This window comes from Wolbachia endosymbiont (group A) of Lasioglossum fulvicorne, from assembly GCF_964028605.1.
In the GTDB taxonomy this organism is placed as follows: Bacteria; Pseudomonadota; Alphaproteobacteria; order Rickettsiales; family Anaplasmataceae; genus Wolbachia.
On sequence record NZ_OZ034798.1, the window covers coordinates 854563 to 871842 of the forward strand.

Here is a 17280-nt window from a genome sequence, read left to right on the forward strand (position 1 = left end):
CTTATCACATCCGGACTTCTATGAAAAGAGCTATAACTGACCGTAGCAGTGCTGTGAGAATGGTCGAAAATGCAAAAGAAAACCTCTCGGGAGTTAAGAATGTACTGGTTGATGCAGGCTATACTGGAGAGAATTTTGCAACTCAAATAAAAACGATTATTGGTGCAACCGTTGAAGTGATAAAAAGAAATGAATTACATTCCTTTGTTGTATTGCCCAAAAGATGGGTTGTGGAGCGATCTTTTGCTTGGTTAGAAAAATGTAGAAGATTGTGGAAAAATTGTGAGCGAAAAATCAATACTAGCCTACAAATGGTCGTTCTGGCTTTCACTGCCTTACTTCTGAAAAGATTATGAACAGGCTCTTAGAGAAATACCAGATAAGCCATCAAGAGTAATAAAACTATTGAAGTTACAACAAAGTAAATGCGGTAATTGTAGACTATGGTTTGAAAGTGATGATATAATAGAAATACATCATAAAGACCGGAATAGACGAAACAATATGATCAAAAATTTATCTTTGTTACATGGGCATTGTCACGATGAATTACACAGGAGGTGTGCATGACAAGCACCAAATTAGAGAGAAGCCGTATGAGGCGCAAAGTCTCACGTACGGTTTTGAAGTCGAGTGAGGAGGGGCGACCTTCTTCACTTAGACAACAATATGCAGATGAAACTACGGAAGAAGACTTAAGGAAAATAGCAGAAAAAGCACCAATAATAAAGTTAGCCTACGATGAATTAGACAGGTTTAGCTGGAATGAAAAAGATTTAGTAGCTTACGAAGAAAGAATAATGGATCTACGTAAGGAAGAAGCCATTCTTGAATACAGACTTGACCTTGCTACTGAAAAAGGCATCCAAATTGGCGAAGAAAGAGGCATCAAAATCGGTAAAGAGGAAGGGAAAATTGAAGTCGTAAAAGCAATGCTGGCTAATAATGTTGATGTCAACACTATTGTCAAGTTTACTGGCCTTTCTATTAGTGAGATTGAAGAATTAAGTGTGAACGGTTACTAATTAAGAACTTTAATTATCAATCATAAATCACTGAATTTCGCTAGTAAATTTGTTGCCATTGTCCATATTGCACAATTGTATATAAGATATAGTATAACAATAGTGTCCGTTCAGCTAATACCAATTCCCACTGCACAACAAACGGATAGACAACAATGGAAAAAAAGCCATACTATTGCCTTTCTTTCTCACTCCACAATTAAATAACTCTGCAATGTCGCTTATTTGATTCACTAATAATGAGAATTGGTATAACTTTGCTATTTTTCTCTCTAGATTCTCGCAAAGTTCTACAAGATTAACCACATTACCTCACGTTTTCTCTATGATTATTTTTTTAGATTACTTGTCTACCTTATTTGCCGTTCTCCTGAACGAATATACAGAAGCTATAAAAACTATCTAATAGCTACCCAAAACCCTTATTTCCCACTCAAGTTCAACATTAAATTTATCCTTTACTGCATCTTTTACTCTGTTGCCAAGGTTTTCCAAGTCAGATGCAGTTGCATTATCGTAATTGAGCAAGAAGTTACAATGTTTCTTAGAGATTCTAGCTCCACCAATATTTAACCCTAGGCAGCCAGATTTATCAATTAACTCCCATGCTCGGTAGTTTTTTGGATTTTTGAATATGCACCCAGCAGTTTTTCCTCTTATTGGCTGGCTTTTATTTTTTCTCTCAACAATTTCCTTCAACCTTTGCAATATAAGCTCATACTCTGAGTTTACTCCTTTAAACTCAGCTTCAACAAAAATCCAATTTCCTTTTAGGCCATGTCCACGATAAAAATATCCCATTTCTTTGCTGGAGAACTCATATAGGTTTCCATCCTCTAGATTCACTGCTTTTATGGATTGTACAACGCTTGCGATGTCACTACCATACGCACCTGCATTCATTTCTATTCCACCACCAACTGTTCCTGGAATTCCAACTAGAAACTCGAGTCCACTAATCTGTTGCTCTCCTGCAAAGTAAGCAAGGTTCCTGAGCAGCGCAGCACCACCTGCAACAATAGAGTTGTTACCCTTACTTTTAATATATGCAAACTCCTTACCTAATTTTACTGTTATTCCTCGAATGCCACTATCTCGTACTATTATGTTAGATGTTGCACCAATAACGCTAACTGGCAGTTCAGTATTTTTAATCAAGTATGTTAAATCTTCAATATCACATGGTTTAAATAACACATCAGCTCGCCCACCGACGTTTAACCACGTCGCTTTAGACATTAAGACGTCATAACGATAGATTCCACGTACTTTAGGTAAGCTTATAAGCATTTTGATTTCAACTCTAATCCTGCATCCATACCCATTTCTTCTGCATCTTCTATAAATGAAGTGCGCTCAGTAAAGTATATATCTTTTTCATTTGCTAACATACAACGAAGATGTAGCATATTTTCGCTCACATATTCAGCCAAAGCTGCAAGTGGTGTGAAACACGAACCATTCACTGTTTTCATAAAACTGCGCTCTGATTTCACTCTTATAAAAGACATATTATTATTAATTTTCTCTAAAAGATCGATAATTTTTACATCATTCCTTCTACATTGAATACAAACCGCCCCCTGCCCCACTGCACTTAACATAACTTTTGGTGGCAATACCTCTGTAATCAAGTGATGTTTTTCTAATCTTATGAGTCCTGCTTCAGCTAGAATTATTCCATCAAAACTTTGATTTTGCAATCTGGTTGTTACATTTCCACGTAGCGATATTATATTTAGATCTGGTCTAACATTTAACAACTGAACTTTTCTTCTTATTGAAGAAGTGGCAATAGTAGCCTGCTGTGGCAAAGACTCAAGGCTATTGTGTTTATGAGAAATAAACGCATCGCATGAACTTAGCCTTTCTAAAACACAAGGAATTGTTAAACCCCCTGAGAAAAACGCAGGCATATCCTTTAGCGAATGAACTGCCATGTCTATATTACTTTCGAGCAATTCAGTCTCAATTTCTTTAATGAATAATCCTTTGCCTCCTATTTCAGCAAGATTTGCGTTTGCATACTTATCTCCAGAAGTTTTTATTTTAACAATTTCAATAGATAAGTTAGGAAAAGAATCCAGCAACTTTTGTTTTGCTTCCAAAGCCTGGGCAACTGCAAGCTTGCTTCCTCTGGTACCTATTTTGACTAGCATGTGTACGATTGTTTGTCTGATGTCATTCAAGTAGCTGACTACTTGGATCCAGTTTATATAAACCTTTGCATTTATTGTACTTTAACTTAAAACCAAAAGCAACTTTGCCTTTACAAAATAATAACCTTTTATATGCATAAATAAGATTACTGGATTCTAGTGCCTCCTATCCAAGTAGCTGACACTGGTTCCTTTATAACGGCAGTGCCCCTATGGTGTCATTCCAGTGCCCCTATGATGTCATTCCAGTGCCCCTATGATGTCATCCCAGTGCTTGACACTGGGATCCAGGAATTTTGATTGGACACTGGGTTGGTAAGCATAAAAGTGTTATGTTAAAACACAACGTTCTTGATGGGATTACGGCAAGGCTGGATCCCAGTGTCAAGCACTGGGATGACAAAGGAGAGCAGTGTCAAGCACTGGGATGACAAAAAAAGGAGCACTGGAATGACACCTTCCTGCCCAGTTCATGTTGCTATAAACATTAAGAAATTTACCAAACGAAAAAAAAGGCACACGAAACCCTAGTCATTGTCTATTTTAAGTATTGGCGTTTTTAAGTCTTAAACGCTGCAATTTAGCTGCTTTTAAATGCAACTAACCTTAGCTTTAATATTTAAGAAATTTACCAGGCAGAAAAAAAAGGCATAGAAAACCCGCAGTAGCTAGTTATTCACTCTCTATTTTAAAATTTGACGTTGGGTGATGTCTTGAACGCTTTATAAGCGCGTTTCAGCTTATATAGGTAAAAACCTAGAAATTTGATAAAGACATAAGGTACACATAGTGCAAAAAATTAAGCATAGTACGCCAAATACAAATTTTCTTGTCGTTTTAATCTGCACAGATTGCGAAGTTAAATGAAATAGCTTCAGTCTCAGAGCCTGTTCATAATCTTTTCAGAAGTAAGGCAGTGAAAGCCAGAACGACCATTTGTAGGCTAGTATTGAGTTTTCGCTCACAATTTTTCCACAATCTTCTACATTTTTCTAACCAAGCAAAAGATCGCTCCACAACCCATCTTTTGGGCAATACAACAAAGGAATGTAATTCATTTCTTTTTATCACTTCAACGGTTGCACCAATAATCGTTTTTATTTGAGTTGCAAAATTCTCTCCAGTATAGCCTGCATCAACCAGTACATTTTTAACTCCCGAGAGGTTTTCTTTTGCATTTTCGACCATTCTCACAGCACTGCTACGGTCAGTTATCTCTGCTGTTGTTATATAAATTGCATGGGGCAAACCTTGCGTATCTACTGCAATATGGCGTTTTATTCCTGAAATCTTTTTGCCTGCATCATAGCCTTTTTCTTCAGCAGTATCTGCATTTTTTACACTCTGTGCATCAATTATGCAGAAGCTGGTTTTTTCTTTCCGACCATTGTTTTGTCGGACCACGCCAACTATTTTTTTTTAACACCAGCTCCAGAACACTTTCTTTATCTGCATCTGGTTTTTCACTCCACTTCTTAAAATAGTCGTAACAATTGCGCCATTTTGGAAACTCTTTTGGTAGCATTCTCCACTGACAACCGCTTTTCAGAACGTATAACACTCCACAAAATACATCATACAAATCAAGTTTCCTTAGTTTTGTTTTTTTTCTACAGGACTCTAGATCTGGTAACATAATCTCAAATCTTTCCCGACTTATATCACTTGGGTATAAACTCCTCATATATCCTAGCTTATATATATTATCTCTTAGTTTATTCCTTTCTTGAGATCATGTACAGGTTCTAAGGGGGCTGGCAAAGCTTGTCAAGGAATTTTTATGGCCTAGCATCACGCGCTGGAATGACATTTGGGAATATGTTATCCGTTTGTCACTTCTAAATGATAAGAGCCTCAATGAATTTATTAGTTTATTACATGTCTCTTTTCATGTATAAATCTATAGAAAGTTTTATACGGAAGTTGTTTTATGAGCAAAATTATAGAAATCAGAGCGCCAAAAACTCTTGGTGGTGAATCAGTTACGGAAGGTATAGTAAAAATAAAGAAGGGTATTGGAGAAGCAGTAAAAGTAGATGACTTGATCTTTGAAATTGAAACTGACAAAACAGCGCTCGAATTAACTGCAGAAGCTTCAGGGCAAATAACTGAATTTCTTGTAAAAGAAGATGATGTAATAAGTCCTGATCAATTGTTAGCGAAGCTTTCCGTGGGAGAAGTAAAAGAGGAAGTGAAAAAAGAAGATAAAAGCGAAAGTGCTGCTAAAAAAGATGCTCCATCAGCTCGCAAAATTATGGAGGAAAATGCAATCAGCGCAGAAAGTGTCAAAGGAACTGGCATGGGAGGCAGAGTAACAAAAGCAGATGTGATAGGCCATATAAACAAAGCAGAACAGCCTGCAATAAAACAATACGAATTGCCAAAAAGTGTAGTAAGTGGAGAGCAAAGAGAGGAACGAGTAAAAATGAGCAAAATAAGGCAAGTAATTGCCACTCGTTTGAAAGCATCGCAAAATACTGCTGCAATACTGACCACGTTCAATGAAATCGACATGAAAAATGTCATGGATCTAAGAGCAAAATATAAGGACGCCTTTGAAAAAAAATATGGAATAAAACTTGGTTTTATGTCGTTTTTTATAAAGGCAGCAGTGCAAGCACTGAAAGAGATCCCTGAAATTAACGCTGAAATCTCAGGCGATGAGATCATATATAAACATTACTATGACATAGGTGTTGCTGTTGGCACTGACAAAGGCCTTGTTGTGCCAGTTATTCGGAGTGCTGATCAGATGTCATTTGCAGAAATTGAGTTGACTTTAGTTGCTCTTGGCAAAAAAGCTCGCGAAGGTAAGCTGCAAGTATCGGAAATGGAAGGTGCAACATTCACTATCTCAAACGGCGGAGTATACGGTTCGCTCCTTTCCACCCCGATAATAAACCCTCCGCAATCTGGAATACTTGGAATGCATTCAATACAAAACAGGCCAGTTGCCGTGGGCAACTCAATTGAAATCAGACCTATGATGTACATTGCCCTCTCTTACGACCACAGAATAGTTGATGGCAAAGGAGCAGTAACTTTCCTTGTTAAAATAAAAAATTATATAGAAGATCCAAGCAGATTAGTTTTAGAAGTGTAGCTCAAATGAGTTATTGTTAATCTAGTATTGCTAAAAACCTAAATATCATCTAGTTCTGCCAATAGTTTAGCAACTTCCGGATGATCAGGGCCGTAATGTTTCGTAAAGATAGATGAAGCCCGTGCAAACAACTCCTTTTGTTTCTTGTGGTTACCTAGAGCACCATAGGCGTCGCTTAGGTTTATCAGTAGTGTAGCAACTTCCGGGTGATCAGGGCCATAATGTTTTTCAAGAATAGGCAAGGCCTGTTCAAACAGCTCCTTTTGTTTCTCGTGGTCACCTAAGAACCTGTACATGATCTCAAGAAAGGAATAAACTAAGAGATAATATATATAAGTTAGGATATATGAGGAGTTTATACCCAAGTGATATAAGTCGGGAAAGATTTGAGATTATGTTACCAGATCTAGAGTCCTGTAGAAAAAAAACAAAACCAAGGAAACTTGATTTGTATGATGTATTTTGTGGAGTGTTATACGTTCTGAAAAGCGGTTGTCAGTGGAGAATGCTACCAAAAGAGTTTCCAAAATGGCGCAATTGTTACGACTATTTTAAGAAGTGGAGTGAAAAACCAGATGCAGATAAAGAAAGTGTTCTGGAGCTGGTGTTAAAAAAAAATAGTTGGCGTGGTCCGACAAAACAATGGTCGGAAAGAAAAAACCAGCTTCTGCATAATTGATGCACAGAGTGTAAAAAATGCAGATACTGCTGAAGAAAAAGGCTATGATGCAGGCAAAAAGATTTCAGGAATAAAACGCCATATTGCAGTAGATACGCAAGGTTTGCCCCATGCAATTTATATAACAACAGCAGAGATATAGCATTTCTCATAATAGTCCGAACAGGTCATAGGAAGGCAGAATCAACAGCACGACGAAAGGATTCGAATAGAGGAATGTTTTTCCTAGCTCTGTTTTTTATAGCAAACCAATGATGCTCAATTTTGTTGAAATCTGGAGAATACGGCGGCAGATACAAAATTTCTGCACCAACTCCTCTAGCAAGCTCGATAATCTTACCAGACTTATGAAAAGTAGCATTGTCAAGAATGACAGTCTGTCCAGGTTCCAAGATCGGTGTCAAAAATTGCTCAAACCATCCATTAAAAACATCCATATTACAGTGGCCTTCAAAGGTTAATGGAGCAACTATCTTTCTTCTACTTAAGGCTGCAACCATACTGATTCGTTGAGTTTTCTTTCCAGATTTTAGGCCATAAAACCGCTGTCCTTTCTGGCAATACCCATATGGATAGTCCTCTGTGTTATCAATGCCAGACTCATCTATATAAACTAAGTTTTCTGGTTCTTTTGTTGCTATAATTTTTAAGAATTCAGCACGTTTTTCTTCGTTTCTTTCCTTGTATCCATATGTCTTTTTTTGCGCGTAAATCCAATTTTTCTGAGAGCTCGGTGGATCGTTCGGATACTAACGTTGCCCCAAAGTTTAGCCATTTCCGACAGAGTCTTTCCTCCGTTCTCTCTGGCAAATTTAGCAAAGGCATCCCAGTCGGTAATTTTGTGATTGTAACCTCCATTTCCAAGTTTTTTTGATTGAAAGTCTCCTGTTTCTTTTCTTCTTTGCTGCCACTCCCATAAAGTAGTTCGTCCAATTTTAAATCTTGCTGCCACTGTTTCTCTGCTTCCTCCCTCCTCTAGCGCTTCCATTGCTTTTTTCCTTAAGTCATAACTATATGCTGCTGGCACTCAACCTCCTTATCATCGTCTATCCTTATCTTATCACATCCGGACTTCTATGAAAAGAGCTATAACTGACCGTAGCAGTGCTGTGAGAATGGTCGAAAATGCAAAAGAAAACCTCTCGGGAGTTAAAAATGTACTGGTTGATGCAGGCTATACTGGAGAGAATTTTGCAACTCAAATAAAAACGATTATTGGTGCAACCGTTGAAGTGATAAAAAGAAATGAATTACATTCCTTTGTTGTATTGCCCAAAAGATGGGTTGTGGAGCGATCTTTTGCTTGGTTAGAAAAATGTAGAAGATTGTGGAAAAATTGTGAGCGAAAACTCAATACTAGCCTACAAATGGTCGTTCTGGCTTTCACTGCCTTACTTCTGAAAAGATTATGAACAGGCTCTTAGCATAGATCCCTTACTTGACCATCATACCGCGATTCATTCGCAGTGTCTCAAAGCATAGATCCCGCTAACAAGTAGCGGGATGACGGTTGTCAGGGCAGTGTCCCTATGATGTCATTCAAGTAGCTGACACTGGTTCCTTTATGATGGCAGTGCCCCTATGGTGTCATTCCAGTGCTTGACACTGGAATCCAGCCTTTCCATAATCATCAAAACATTGTATTTTAACGTAAAACAGCTATTTTTATGCTCACCAACTTAATAAAATTCCTGGATCCAAGTGTCAAGCACTGGGATAACAAGGTATAAACCTTATCGTCATACCGCCACGAACCGTCATACCGCGATTCATTCGCGGTATCTCTAGATCCCGCTAACACGTAGCGGGATGACGATTGTCGTTTAGCTATAAACATTAAGAAATTTACCAAATAAAAAAAAAGGCAAAAGAAGCCCCGTGGTAGTTGGCTATTTACTATGTACTAAAATATCGGCGTTTTCTTTATTCTAAAACGCTTGATTAAGAGCGATTTAGCTGCTTTTAACTTGCAACTAACCTACACCGCAAGTGTTTAAGAAATTTACTAAGCAGGAAAAAAGGCAAAGAAACCCCGTAGTAGCTAGCATTCAAATTCTCCCTTGTCAATTTGACGTTTTTTGCTGTCTTAAACGCTTTGTAAGCGCGTTTCGGCTTATATAGGTAAAAACCTAAAAATTTTTAAAGACATGCGATGCACGTAGTGCGAAAAATTAAACATGAGACGCCAAATACCCTAAGTTTTTTGTCATTAACCTGCACAGATTGCGAAGATAAATAAATAGCTTCAGTTTCATGATAAGGGGGCTGGCGGAGTGTGTCAAGTAGGTTTTTCGTTTCTATTGAATGACACTGGAAGGTAGTGCAAGAAGCCTATTGTCTAATTATGTACCTAAATTTATTATGGCACTTTCACTACTACTTTAACAAGTGAGCTACCTTTCTATAAAAGACCTATCGACTGTTGCAATTATAGGCGTAAACAAGAATGATAAAAGAGTACGAGATTGAGTAACTATGTACACTTCTGCTGGCATACCAGGGTATAGGTATACGTTTTTAAACTGAGCAAGCTCTGGTTTTGGTATTACTACGCGTACTGAATAATAACGCCCTAGCCTTGGATCATCAAGGGCATCAGGAGAAATATTGCTTACTATACCATTAATTAAACTTAAACGACGTGCACTGTAAGCACTTAAACGAACTTTAACCTTTAGCCCTTCTAGCCCATCAATAGAGACTATGTTGCTATCCTTCTTTTGTGCTGACAGTATCTCTTCTATGTTTCTGGTCTGAATTTTAGCATCTATTATTAGGTCATCATCAGATGGCACTACGCTCATGATCGGAACTCCAGATTGTATAACACCACCTTCAGTATGGTATCTTATATCTGTGACTATCCCATCTTGAGGCGATTTAATTATTGTACGTGCTAATGAATCTTCAGCAACCATCAGCCTCTCTTTCAAGTCTGCAATAGACGTACTAACTTCCTTAAGTTCAGCGTTTGCTCTTTCTTGAGAATCATTTCTCACGTTTATAATTTCTAATTCGTTCTCTCCAATTTTTTGCTGCACTTGAGATATTGCAGAACGGTAATGTCCAACTCTGCCTTCAATTTCAGCAAACTGCTTTTCTAAAGCTAAAATGTGTGGTTTGCTTATATGGCCACTATCAAGTAATTGTCTTTTTGTTTCTAACTCCTCAGTTATCAAGTCATATTGCTTATGAGCTGCATTTAGTTGAAAGTTTAACCCCGCTAATTCATCATTTAACTGCTTTATACGTTGTTGCAGTATGTCTGTTTTTCCCAATATGCTCCTTCTCTGAGAGTTGAACAACTTTACTTGATTCTTTATCGCTTTATTTACAAGTTCATCGTGAGATAATTTTTTAACCCCATCAGGAAACTCGAGCGTGTCTAAACCTCCTCTGATTGCAAGAAGCCTTGCTTCTGTTGCTAAAAATGATAAGAGCTTCTCTTTGATGATACTTAAATTCGCCTTCTCGTTAACATCACTCAACAAAACTAGAGGCTCATCTTTTTTAACTGCTTGACCCTCTTTTACTAAAATTTTGCTTATTATTCCTCCGCCCAAGTGTTGAACTATTTTTCTATTTGAAGATACAATAACTTCTCCACTTGCATGCACCGCACCGTCAATTGGAGCTATAGCCGACCAAATACCACCTATCCCAAAAAAGATGAGTATTACTACCAGACCAAAAAATAGTGGTCCCCATGTTACTTTCAGGACTTCATTTACGTTATTACTTTCGCGTTTTAAAATAAAATTTATCACTGCATCAATCAATGCAAACGTCTTATCCAAAAATTTTGGGTACTTCTTCTTTTTATTTTTTGCTCCTTGCATATTTATATTATCACCATGGCCAATCAAGCCTGTCAAAGAAAATCCAGCGCTAAGTTTTTTTAACTTACTTATCATAATACTACTGTGAATTTGTGTTAACTCAGGATAACACACAAAAACAAAGAATCTATAATTTAAGCATTCCATTTAGACTGTAGAGCACCAGAATAAACTATTTAGTAACAATTCCTGCATCAACTATGTTTTTAAAATTTTTTTACGTTTAACTTTATTATAACTTTTTCTTTATTTTGTGAATGTCTGAGTTATAGCTCTTTTCATAGAAGTCCGGATGTGATAAGATAAGGATAGACGATGATAAGGAGGTTGAGTGCCAGCAGCATATAGTTATGACTTAAGGAAAAAAGCAATGGAAGCGCTAGAGGAGGGAGGAAGCAGAGAAACAGTGGCAGCAAGATTTAAAATTGGACGAACTACTTTATGGGAGTGGCAGCAAAGAAGAAAAGAAACAGGAGACTTTCAATCAAAAAAACTTGGAAATGGAGGTTACAATCACAAAATTACCGACTGGGATGCCTTTGCTAAATTTGCCAGAGAAAACGGAGGAAAGACTCTGTCGGAAATGGCTAAACTTTGGGGCAACGTTAGTATCCAAACGATCCACCGAGCTCTCAGAAAAATTGGATTTACGCGCAAAAAAAGACATATGGATACAAGGAAAGAAACGAAGAAAAACGTGCTGAATTCTTAAAAATTATAGCAACAAAAGAACCAGAAAACTTAGTTTATATAGATGAGTCTGGCATTGATAACACAGAGGACTATCCATATGGGTATTGCCAGAAAGGACAGCGGTTTTATGGCCTAAAATCTGGAAAGAAAACTCAACGAATCAGTATGGTTGCAGCCTTAAGTAGAAGAAAGATAGTTGCTCCATTAACCTTTGAAGGCCACTGTAATATGGATGTTTTTAATGGATGGTTTGAGCAATTTTTGACACCGATCTTGGAACCTGGACAGACTGTCATTCTTGACAATGCTACTTTTCATAAGTCTGGTAAGATTATCGAGCTTGCTAGAGGAGTTGGTGCAGAAATTTTGTATCTGCCGCCGTATTCTCCAGATTTCAACAAAATTGAGCATCATTGGTTTGCTATAAAAAACAGAGCTAGGAAAAACATTCCTCTATTCGAATCCTTTCGTCGTGCTGTTGATTCTGCCTTCCTATGACCTGTTCGGACTATTATGAGAAATGCTATACTTATATTATGTAAGAACCTGTACATGATCTCAAGAAAGGAATAAACTAAGAGATAATATATATAAGTTAGGATATATGAGGAGTTTATACCCAAGTGATATAAGTCGGGAAAGATTTGAGATTATGTTACCAGATCTAGAGTCCTGTAGGAAAAAAACAAAACCAAGAAAACTTGATTTGTATGATGTATTTTGTGGAGTGTTATACGTTCTGAAAAGCGGTTGTCAGTGGAGAATGCTACCAAAAGAGTTTCCAAAATGGCGCAATTGTTACGACTATTTTAAGAAGTGGAGTGAAAAACCAGATGCAGATAAAGAAAGTGTTCTGGAGCTGGTGTTAAAAAAAAATAGTTGGCGTGGTCCGACAAAACAATGGTCGGAAAGAAAAAACCAGCTTCTGCATAATTGATGCACAGAGTGTAAAAAATGCAGATACTGCTGAAGAAAAAGGCTATGATGCAGGAAAAAAGATTTCAGGAATAAAACGCCATATTGCAGTAGATACGCAAGGTTTGCCCCATGCAATTTATATAACAACAGCAGAGATAACTGACCGTAGCAGTGCTGTGAGAATGGTCGAAAATGCAAAAGAAAACCTCTCGGGAGTTAAAAATGTACTGGTTGATGCAGGCTATACTGGAGAGAATTTTGCAACTCAAATAAAAACGATTATTGGTGCAACCGTTGAAGTGATAAAAAGAAATGAATTACATTCCTTTGTTGTATTGCCCAAAAGATGGGTTGTGGAGCGATCTTTTGCTTGGTTAGAAAAGTGTAGAAGATTGTGGAAAAATTGTGAGCGAAAACTCAATACTAGCCTACAAATGGTCGTTCTGGCTTTCACTGCCTTACTTCTGAAAAGATTATGAACAGGCTCTAAGAACCTGTACATGATCTCAAGAAAGGAATAAACTAAGAGATAATATATATAAGTTAGGATATATGAGGAGTTTATACCCAAGTGATATAAGTCGGGAAAGATTTGAGATTATGTTACCAGATCTAGAGTCCTGTAGAAAAAAAACAAAACCAAGAAAACTTGATTTGTATGATGTATTTTGTGGAGTGTTATACGTTCTGAAAAGCGCTTGTCAGTGGAGAATGCTACCAAAAGAGTTTCCAAAATGGCGCAATTGTTACGACTATTTTAAGAAGTGGAGTGAAAAACCAGATGCAGATAAAGAAAGTGTTCTGGAGCTGGTGTTAAAAAAAAATAGTTGGCGTGGTCCGACAAAACAATGGTCGGAAAGAAAAAACCAGCTTCTGCATAATTGATGCACAGAGTGTAAAAAATGCAGATACTGCTGAAGAAAAAGGCTATGATGCAGGCAAAAAGATTTCAGGAATAAAACGCCATATTGCAGTAGATACGCAAGGTTTGCCCCATGCAATTTATATAACAACAGCAGAGATAACTGACCGTAGCAGTGCTGTGAGAATGGTCGAAAATGCAAAAGAAAACCTCTCGGGAGTTAAAAATGTACTGGTTGATGCAGGCTATACTGGAGAGAATTTTGCAACTCAAATAAAAACGATTATTGGTGCAACCGTTGAAGTGATAAAAAGAAATGAATTACATTCCTTTGTTGTATTGCCCAAAAGATGGGTTGTGGAGCGATCTTTTGCTTGGTTAGAAAAATGTAGAAGATTGTGGAAAAATTGTGAGCGAAAACTCAATACTAGCCTACAAATGGTCGTTCTGGCTTTCACTGCCTTACTTCTGAAAAGATTATGAACAGGCTCTAATAAATCTATTGCCAACCAGTCAATATTCTGTTAGGAATTAAGATAATGTAAAGTTATTATGTTTGGATTGGAAAGCAGAAAGTTCCTGATCACTGGCGCATCAGGCGGAATAGGGCAAGCAATTGTAAAAATTATGCACAAAGCCGGAGCAACTTTATGTATTTCTGGCACAAAAAAAGAAGTGCTCGAAGAAGTTGCTAAACAATATGAAAAAAATATGCACGTACTCCCTTGTGATTTATCAAATGCTGAGGAAGTAAATCAACTAATAAATAGAGCAAGTGAGTTGATGGAAGGCTTTGACGGGCTTGTATGCAATGCGGGCATTACGCAAGACAGTTTATTATTGAGAATGACAGATGAAGCATGGCAAAAAGTAATTGATATTAACTTGAGTTCTACATTTAAGCTGAGTAGAGAAGCATGCAGGAAACTAATTAAGAATAATTGGGGAAGAATTATAAATATTTCCTCAATAATAGGGCTAACAGGAAACGCCGGGCAAGCAAATTATGCAGCGTCTAAAGCTGGAATAATAGCTATGAGCAAATCTATAGCAAAAGAAGTTGCAAGTCGTAATATAACAGTAAATTGTATTGCTCCTGGGTTTATAGATACTAAAATGACTGAAGTTTTAAATGAAGTACAAAAGGGAAAAATATTAGATAATATTCCAATGAAAAGAATGGGAACAGGGGAAGAAATAGCAGCAGGGGTCTTATTTTTAGCAAGTGATGAAGCAAAATATATAACAGGGCATGTGCTTAACATTAATGGTGGGTTATTTATGTAGCAACACTTATGTATGGACAAATTATAATTTTTACTTTAAAACAAAAATATGTGTAGGTTTAGGTTTGCGTTAGTTTATTATTTAGAGGCAAAAAAATGAGCTCTATAATAGAATTTTTTGGTGTTTTTTGTGTAGTATTGCTTTTCTCTTTCTCAGGTTATGCAGCTGACCCTGATATGGATGACACAACTAAAGTAATATGCAATATTATTGGTTATGTTTGGGGGATAGGCGGTCCACTTATGACGGTAGTAATAATTGGTGCAGCTTTGCTTGCAATATTTGGCAGGATGCCGTGGCCAGCCCTCTTTGCTCTAGGCATGTTCTGTGGTGTATTTTTTGGCGCTAAAAATATCATAACAAAAATTATGCCCAACGTAAGCGATGAAGCAAAAACTATGTTGGAAAAGTGTGGACAAAAATAACCCAAAAAGTGCAGAAATGCTTTTTTGTTATCCATTAAACCGCTTCATATCTTCAACTTGCAACAAATAATGGCTATCTTTTGGTAGAGTTTTAACAGCTAGCTCAGCATATTTTGTAAATTGCTTTAAATCGCCTTCAATACAAGCCTTTTTTGTCAAGGCAAAATAATGCATTGCCGTATCAGCTTCACATTTATATGCAATGCTTAAATATTTCCAGACAAAAGCGTTATTTGGTTCTACATTCAAAATCTGCTCCAGGTAAAAAATCGCCTTTTTTGCATCACTGTGTAATAATAAAGTATGAGATAATGCAAGTTTTACTAAATAACTATTCTTCTCAGATAAATACCTAAGCGATTCCTCATACATTTTTATTGCTTCACTTAAATTTCCGGCCTTGTATAGCATTTCTGCTTTTAATTCATATAGGTATGGGTCATTGCGTGACTCTTGAATCAATGAATTAACTTTAGCAATAGCCTCCTCTATCTTTCCTTGCCTATAGCAAACTATAGCATTTACATACTCAAAATTATTTTCATATTTATTAGATAACACATGAATAGGAGCAAAGAAAGAGTCTAGCTTTGCAACCACACGCTCAAACTTTAGTAACTTATCCGCAAAAATTGGTTTTACGTTGTTTTTGACCTTATAATTCTGTACAGCAAATATACGTTTCTCACTAAGTGGGTGAGTGCGGAAATATTCCTCGGTGTTCTCATGCTCAATACTTTTAAAATAATCAAAAATCTCTTTCATACCTGAATTATCATAGCCAGATTCATCAAGATACCTTAAAGCATAGCTATCTGCCACACTTTCTTGCTCTTGAGAATAGTTAAAAAATAGCCTTGAACTAAACGCTACACCACTAAGCAAAATTGCACCAGCAACCTGAGGGTTAATGATAATACTAGAAACTAATCCTACCATATATAGCATTTCTCATAATAGTCCGAACAGGTCATAGGAAGGCAGAATCAACAGCACGACGAAATGATTCGAATAGAGGAATGTTTTTCCTAGCTCTGTTTTTTATAGCAAACCAATGATGCTCAATTTTGTTGAAATCTGGAGAATACGGCGGCAGATACAAAATTTCTGCACCAACTCCTCTAGCAAGCTCGATAATCTTACCAGACTTATGAAAAGTAGCATTGTCAAGAATGACAGTCTGTCCAGGTTCCAAGATCGGTGTCAAAAATTGCTCAAACCATCCATTAAAAACATCCATATTACAGTGGCCTTCAAAGGTTAATGGAGCAACTATCTTTCTTCTACTTAAGGCTGCAACCATACTGATTCGTTGAGTTTTCTTTCCAGATTTTAGGCCATAAAACCGCTGTCCTTTCTGGCAATACCCATATGGATAGTCCTCTGTGTTATCAATGCCAGACTCATCTATATAAACTAAGTTTTCTGGTTCTTTTGTTGCTATAATTTTTAAGAGCCTGTTCATAATCTTTTCAGAAGTAAGGCAGTGAAAGCCAGAACGACCATTTGTAGGCTAGTATTGAGTTTTCGCTCACAATTTTTCCACAATCTTCTACATTTTTCTAACCAAGCAAAAGATCGCTCCACAACCCATCTTTTGGGCAATACAACAAAGGAATGTAATTCATTTCTTTTTATCACTTCAACGGTTGCACCAATAATCGTTTTTATTTGAGTTGCAAAATTCTCTCCAGTATAGCCTGCATCAACCAGTACATTTTTAACTCCCGAGAGGTTTTCTTTTGCATTTTCGACCATTCTCACAGCACTGCTACGGTCAGTTATCTCTGCTGTTGTTATATAAATTGCATGGGGCAAACCTTGCGTATCTACTGCAATATGGCGTTTTATTCCTGAAATATTTTTGCCTGCATCATAGCCTTTTTCTTCAGCAGTATCTGCATTTTTTACACTCTGTGCATCAATTATGCAGAAGCTGGTTTTTTCTTTCCGACCATTGTTTTGTCGGACCACGCCAACTATTTTTTTTTAACACCAGCTCCAGAACACTTTCTTTATCTGCATCTGGTTTTTCACTCCACTTCTTAAAATAGTCGTAACAATTGCGCCATTTTGGAAACTCTTTTGGTAGCATTCTCCACTGACAACCGCTTTTCAGAACGTATAACACTCCACAAAATACATCATACAAATCAAGTTTCCTTGGTTTTGTTTTTTTTCTACAGGACTCTAGATCTGGTAACATAATCTCAAATCTTTCCCGACTTATATCACTTGGGTATAAACTCCTCATATATCCTAACTTATATATATTATAGCTCTTTTCATA

At 37.0% G+C, this 17280-nt stretch carries 13 protein-coding genes and 6 pseudogenes; 10 read left to right on the forward strand and 9 right to left on the reverse strand.

The genetic code is table 11. From position 1 onward, the window contains the following. Window positions 1–32 precede the first annotated feature (32 nt). Window positions 33–356: pseudogene (locus tag ABWU71_RS04615) on the forward strand (transposase); the annotation flags it as partial. Between the two features lie 309 nt (window positions 357–665). Further along, window positions 666–1025 (forward strand): annotated as a pseudogene (locus ABWU71_RS04620) (transposase); the annotation flags it as partial. Window positions 1026–1427: 402 nt separating this feature from the next. On the opposite strand, the gene murB reads toward ABWU71_RS04620, so the two are convergent. From murB to ABWU71_RS04635, 3 genes are all read right to left on the reverse strand, one after another. Further along, a complete protein-coding gene (murB, locus tag ABWU71_RS04625) occupies window positions 1428–2315 on the reverse strand; it encodes a UDP-N-acetylmuramate dehydrogenase (protein ID WP_353284142.1) in 888 nt (295 codons plus the stop codon). Next, on the reverse strand, window positions 2306–3184 hold the full coding sequence (hemC, locus tag ABWU71_RS04630; RefSeq protein ID WP_353284143.1) for a hydroxymethylbilane synthase: 879 nt from the start codon (window positions 3182–3184) through the stop codon (window positions 2306–2308). The genes murB and hemC overlap by 10 nt, the downstream gene beginning before the upstream one ends. 891 nt (window positions 3185–4075) lie before the next feature. Beyond that, a protein-coding gene (locus ABWU71_RS04635; protein ID WP_353284144.1) for an IS5 family transposase occupies window positions 4076–4868 on the reverse strand; the annotation gives its coding sequence in 2 pieces (ribosomal slippage) (window positions 4076–4603 and window positions 4605–4868; 792 coding nt in all). 246 nt (window positions 4869–5114) lie between these two features. Between ABWU71_RS04635 and odhB the strand changes: the two genes are divergently transcribed. Continuing rightward, a complete protein-coding gene (odhB, locus tag ABWU71_RS04640; protein ID WP_353284145.1) occupies window positions 5115–6287 on the forward strand; it encodes a 2-oxoglutarate dehydrogenase complex dihydrolipoyllysine-residue succinyltransferase in 1173 nt (390 codons plus the stop codon). Window positions 6288–6325: 38 nt separating this feature from the next. Here the strand turns inward: odhB and ABWU71_RS04645 are convergent, their stop codons facing one another. Continuing rightward, window positions 6326–6583: a tetratricopeptide repeat protein gene (locus ABWU71_RS04645; RefSeq protein ID WP_353284146.1), complete on the reverse strand. Its 258-nt coding sequence runs from the start codon at window positions 6581–6583 to the stop codon at window positions 6326–6328. Between the two features lie 50 nt (window positions 6584–6633). Here ABWU71_RS04645 and ABWU71_RS04650 point away from each other — a divergent pair. Continuing rightward, window positions 6634–7105 (forward strand): annotated as a pseudogene (locus tag ABWU71_RS04650) (IS5 family transposase); the annotation flags it as partial. 28 nt (window positions 7106–7133) lie between these two features. On the opposite strand, the gene ABWU71_RS04655 reads toward ABWU71_RS04650, so the two are convergent. Further along, window positions 7134–7993, reverse strand: a protein-coding gene (locus ABWU71_RS04655; protein WP_353284147.1) for an IS630 family transposase whose coding sequence is annotated in 2 segments (ribosomal slippage) — window positions 7134–7669 and window positions 7669–7993 — 861 coding nt in all. Because the reading frame shifts where the segments join, the coding sequence is not laid out codon by codon here. 61 nt (window positions 7994–8054) lie between these two features. Between ABWU71_RS04655 and ABWU71_RS04660 the strand changes: the two are divergent. Beyond that, window positions 8055–8378, forward strand: a pseudogene (locus ABWU71_RS04660) (transposase); the annotation flags it as partial. Window positions 8379–9359: 981 nt separating this feature from the next. Here ABWU71_RS04660 and ABWU71_RS04665 read toward each other — a convergent pair. Further along, window positions 9360–10880, reverse strand: a complete 1521-nt coding sequence (locus tag ABWU71_RS04665; RefSeq protein WP_353284148.1) for an HlyD family type I secretion periplasmic adaptor subunit — start codon at window positions 10878–10880, stop codon at window positions 9360–9362. 256 nt (window positions 10881–11136) lie between these two features. On the opposite strand from ABWU71_RS04665, the gene ABWU71_RS04670 reads away from it, so the two are divergent. The 5 genes from ABWU71_RS04670 to ABWU71_RS04690 all read left to right on the forward strand — a co-directional run bounded on the left by ABWU71_RS04670 (window position 11137) and on the right by ABWU71_RS04690 (window position 14990). Continuing rightward, window positions 11137–11996, forward strand: a protein-coding gene (locus ABWU71_RS04670) for an IS630 family transposase (RefSeq protein WP_353284076.1) whose coding sequence is annotated in 2 segments (ribosomal slippage) — window positions 11137–11461 and window positions 11461–11996 — 861 coding nt in all. Because the reading frame shifts where the segments join, the coding sequence is not laid out codon by codon here. Window positions 11997–12102: 106 nt separating this feature from the next. Continuing rightward, window positions 12103–12895, forward strand: a protein-coding gene (locus ABWU71_RS04675; protein WP_265023453.1) for an IS5 family transposase whose coding sequence is annotated in 2 segments (ribosomal slippage) — window positions 12103–12366 and window positions 12368–12895 — 792 coding nt in all. Because the reading frame shifts where the segments join, the coding sequence is not laid out codon by codon here. Between the two features lie 73 nt (window positions 12896–12968). Continuing rightward, window positions 12969–13761 (forward strand): IS5 family transposase gene (locus ABWU71_RS04680; RefSeq protein ID WP_353284149.1). Its coding sequence is split into 2 segments (ribosomal slippage): window positions 12969–13232 and window positions 13234–13761, totalling 792 coding nucleotides; the frame shifts between segments, so codons are not numbered across the junction. A gap of 69 nt (window positions 13762–13830) precedes the next feature. Next, on the forward strand, window positions 13831–14565 hold the full coding sequence (gene fabG, locus ABWU71_RS04685) for a 3-oxoacyl-[acyl-carrier-protein] reductase (protein WP_353284150.1): 735 nt from the start codon (window positions 13831–13833) through the stop codon (window positions 14563–14565). Window positions 14566–14660: 95 nt separating this feature from the next. Then, the gene (locus ABWU71_RS04690) at window positions 14661–14990 is read left to right on the forward strand and encodes a TrbC/VirB2 family protein (RefSeq protein WP_353284151.1); all 330 of its coding nucleotides are present in this window, start codon (window positions 14661–14663) and stop codon (window positions 14988–14990) included. 27 nt (window positions 14991–15017) lie between these two features. Here the strand turns inward: ABWU71_RS04690 and ABWU71_RS04695 are convergent. The 3 genes and pseudogenes from ABWU71_RS04695 to ABWU71_RS04705 form a co-directional block, all read right to left on the reverse strand. After that, window positions 15018–15932 (reverse strand): annotated as a pseudogene (locus ABWU71_RS04695) (M48 family metalloprotease); the annotation flags it as partial. A gap of 28 nt (window positions 15933–15960) precedes the next feature. Next, window positions 15961–16446 (reverse strand): annotated as a pseudogene (locus tag ABWU71_RS04700) (IS630 family transposase); the annotation flags it as partial. Between the two features lie 5 nt (window positions 16447–16451). Then, window positions 16452–17244, reverse strand: a protein-coding gene (locus ABWU71_RS04705; protein WP_353284152.1) for an IS5 family transposase whose coding sequence is annotated in 2 segments (ribosomal slippage) — window positions 16452–16979 and window positions 16981–17244 — 792 coding nt in all. Because the reading frame shifts where the segments join, the coding sequence is not laid out codon by codon here. Window positions 17245–17280: the final 36 nt, after the last annotated feature.

Bases quoted from the DNA above. Each gene is read 5' to 3' on its own strand.
- murB (WP_353284142.1), bottom strand. From the start codon at position 2,315: ATGCTTATAAGCTTACCTAAAGTACGTGGAATCTATCGTTATGACGTC.
- hemC (WP_353284143.1), bottom strand. From the start codon at position 3,184: ATGCTAGTCAAAATAGGTACCAGAGGAAGCAAGCTTGCAGTTGCCCAG.
- odhB (WP_353284145.1), top strand. From the start codon at position 5,115: ATGAGCAAAATTATAGAAATCAGAGCGCCAAAAACTCTTGGTGGTGAA.
- ABWU71_RS04645 (WP_353284146.1), bottom strand. From the start codon at position 6,583: ATGTACAGGTTCTTAGGTGACCACGAGAAACAAAAGGAGCTGTTTGAA.
- ABWU71_RS04665 (WP_353284148.1), bottom strand. From the start codon at position 10,880: ATGATAAGTAAGTTAAAAAAACTTAGCGCTGGATTTTCTTTGACAGGC.
- fabG (WP_353284150.1), top strand. From the start codon at position 13,831: ATGTTTGGATTGGAAAGCAGAAAGTTCCTGATCACTGGCGCATCAGGC.
- ABWU71_RS04690 (WP_353284151.1), top strand. From the start codon at position 14,661: ATGAGCTCTATAATAGAATTTTTTGGTGTTTTTTGTGTAGTATTGCTT.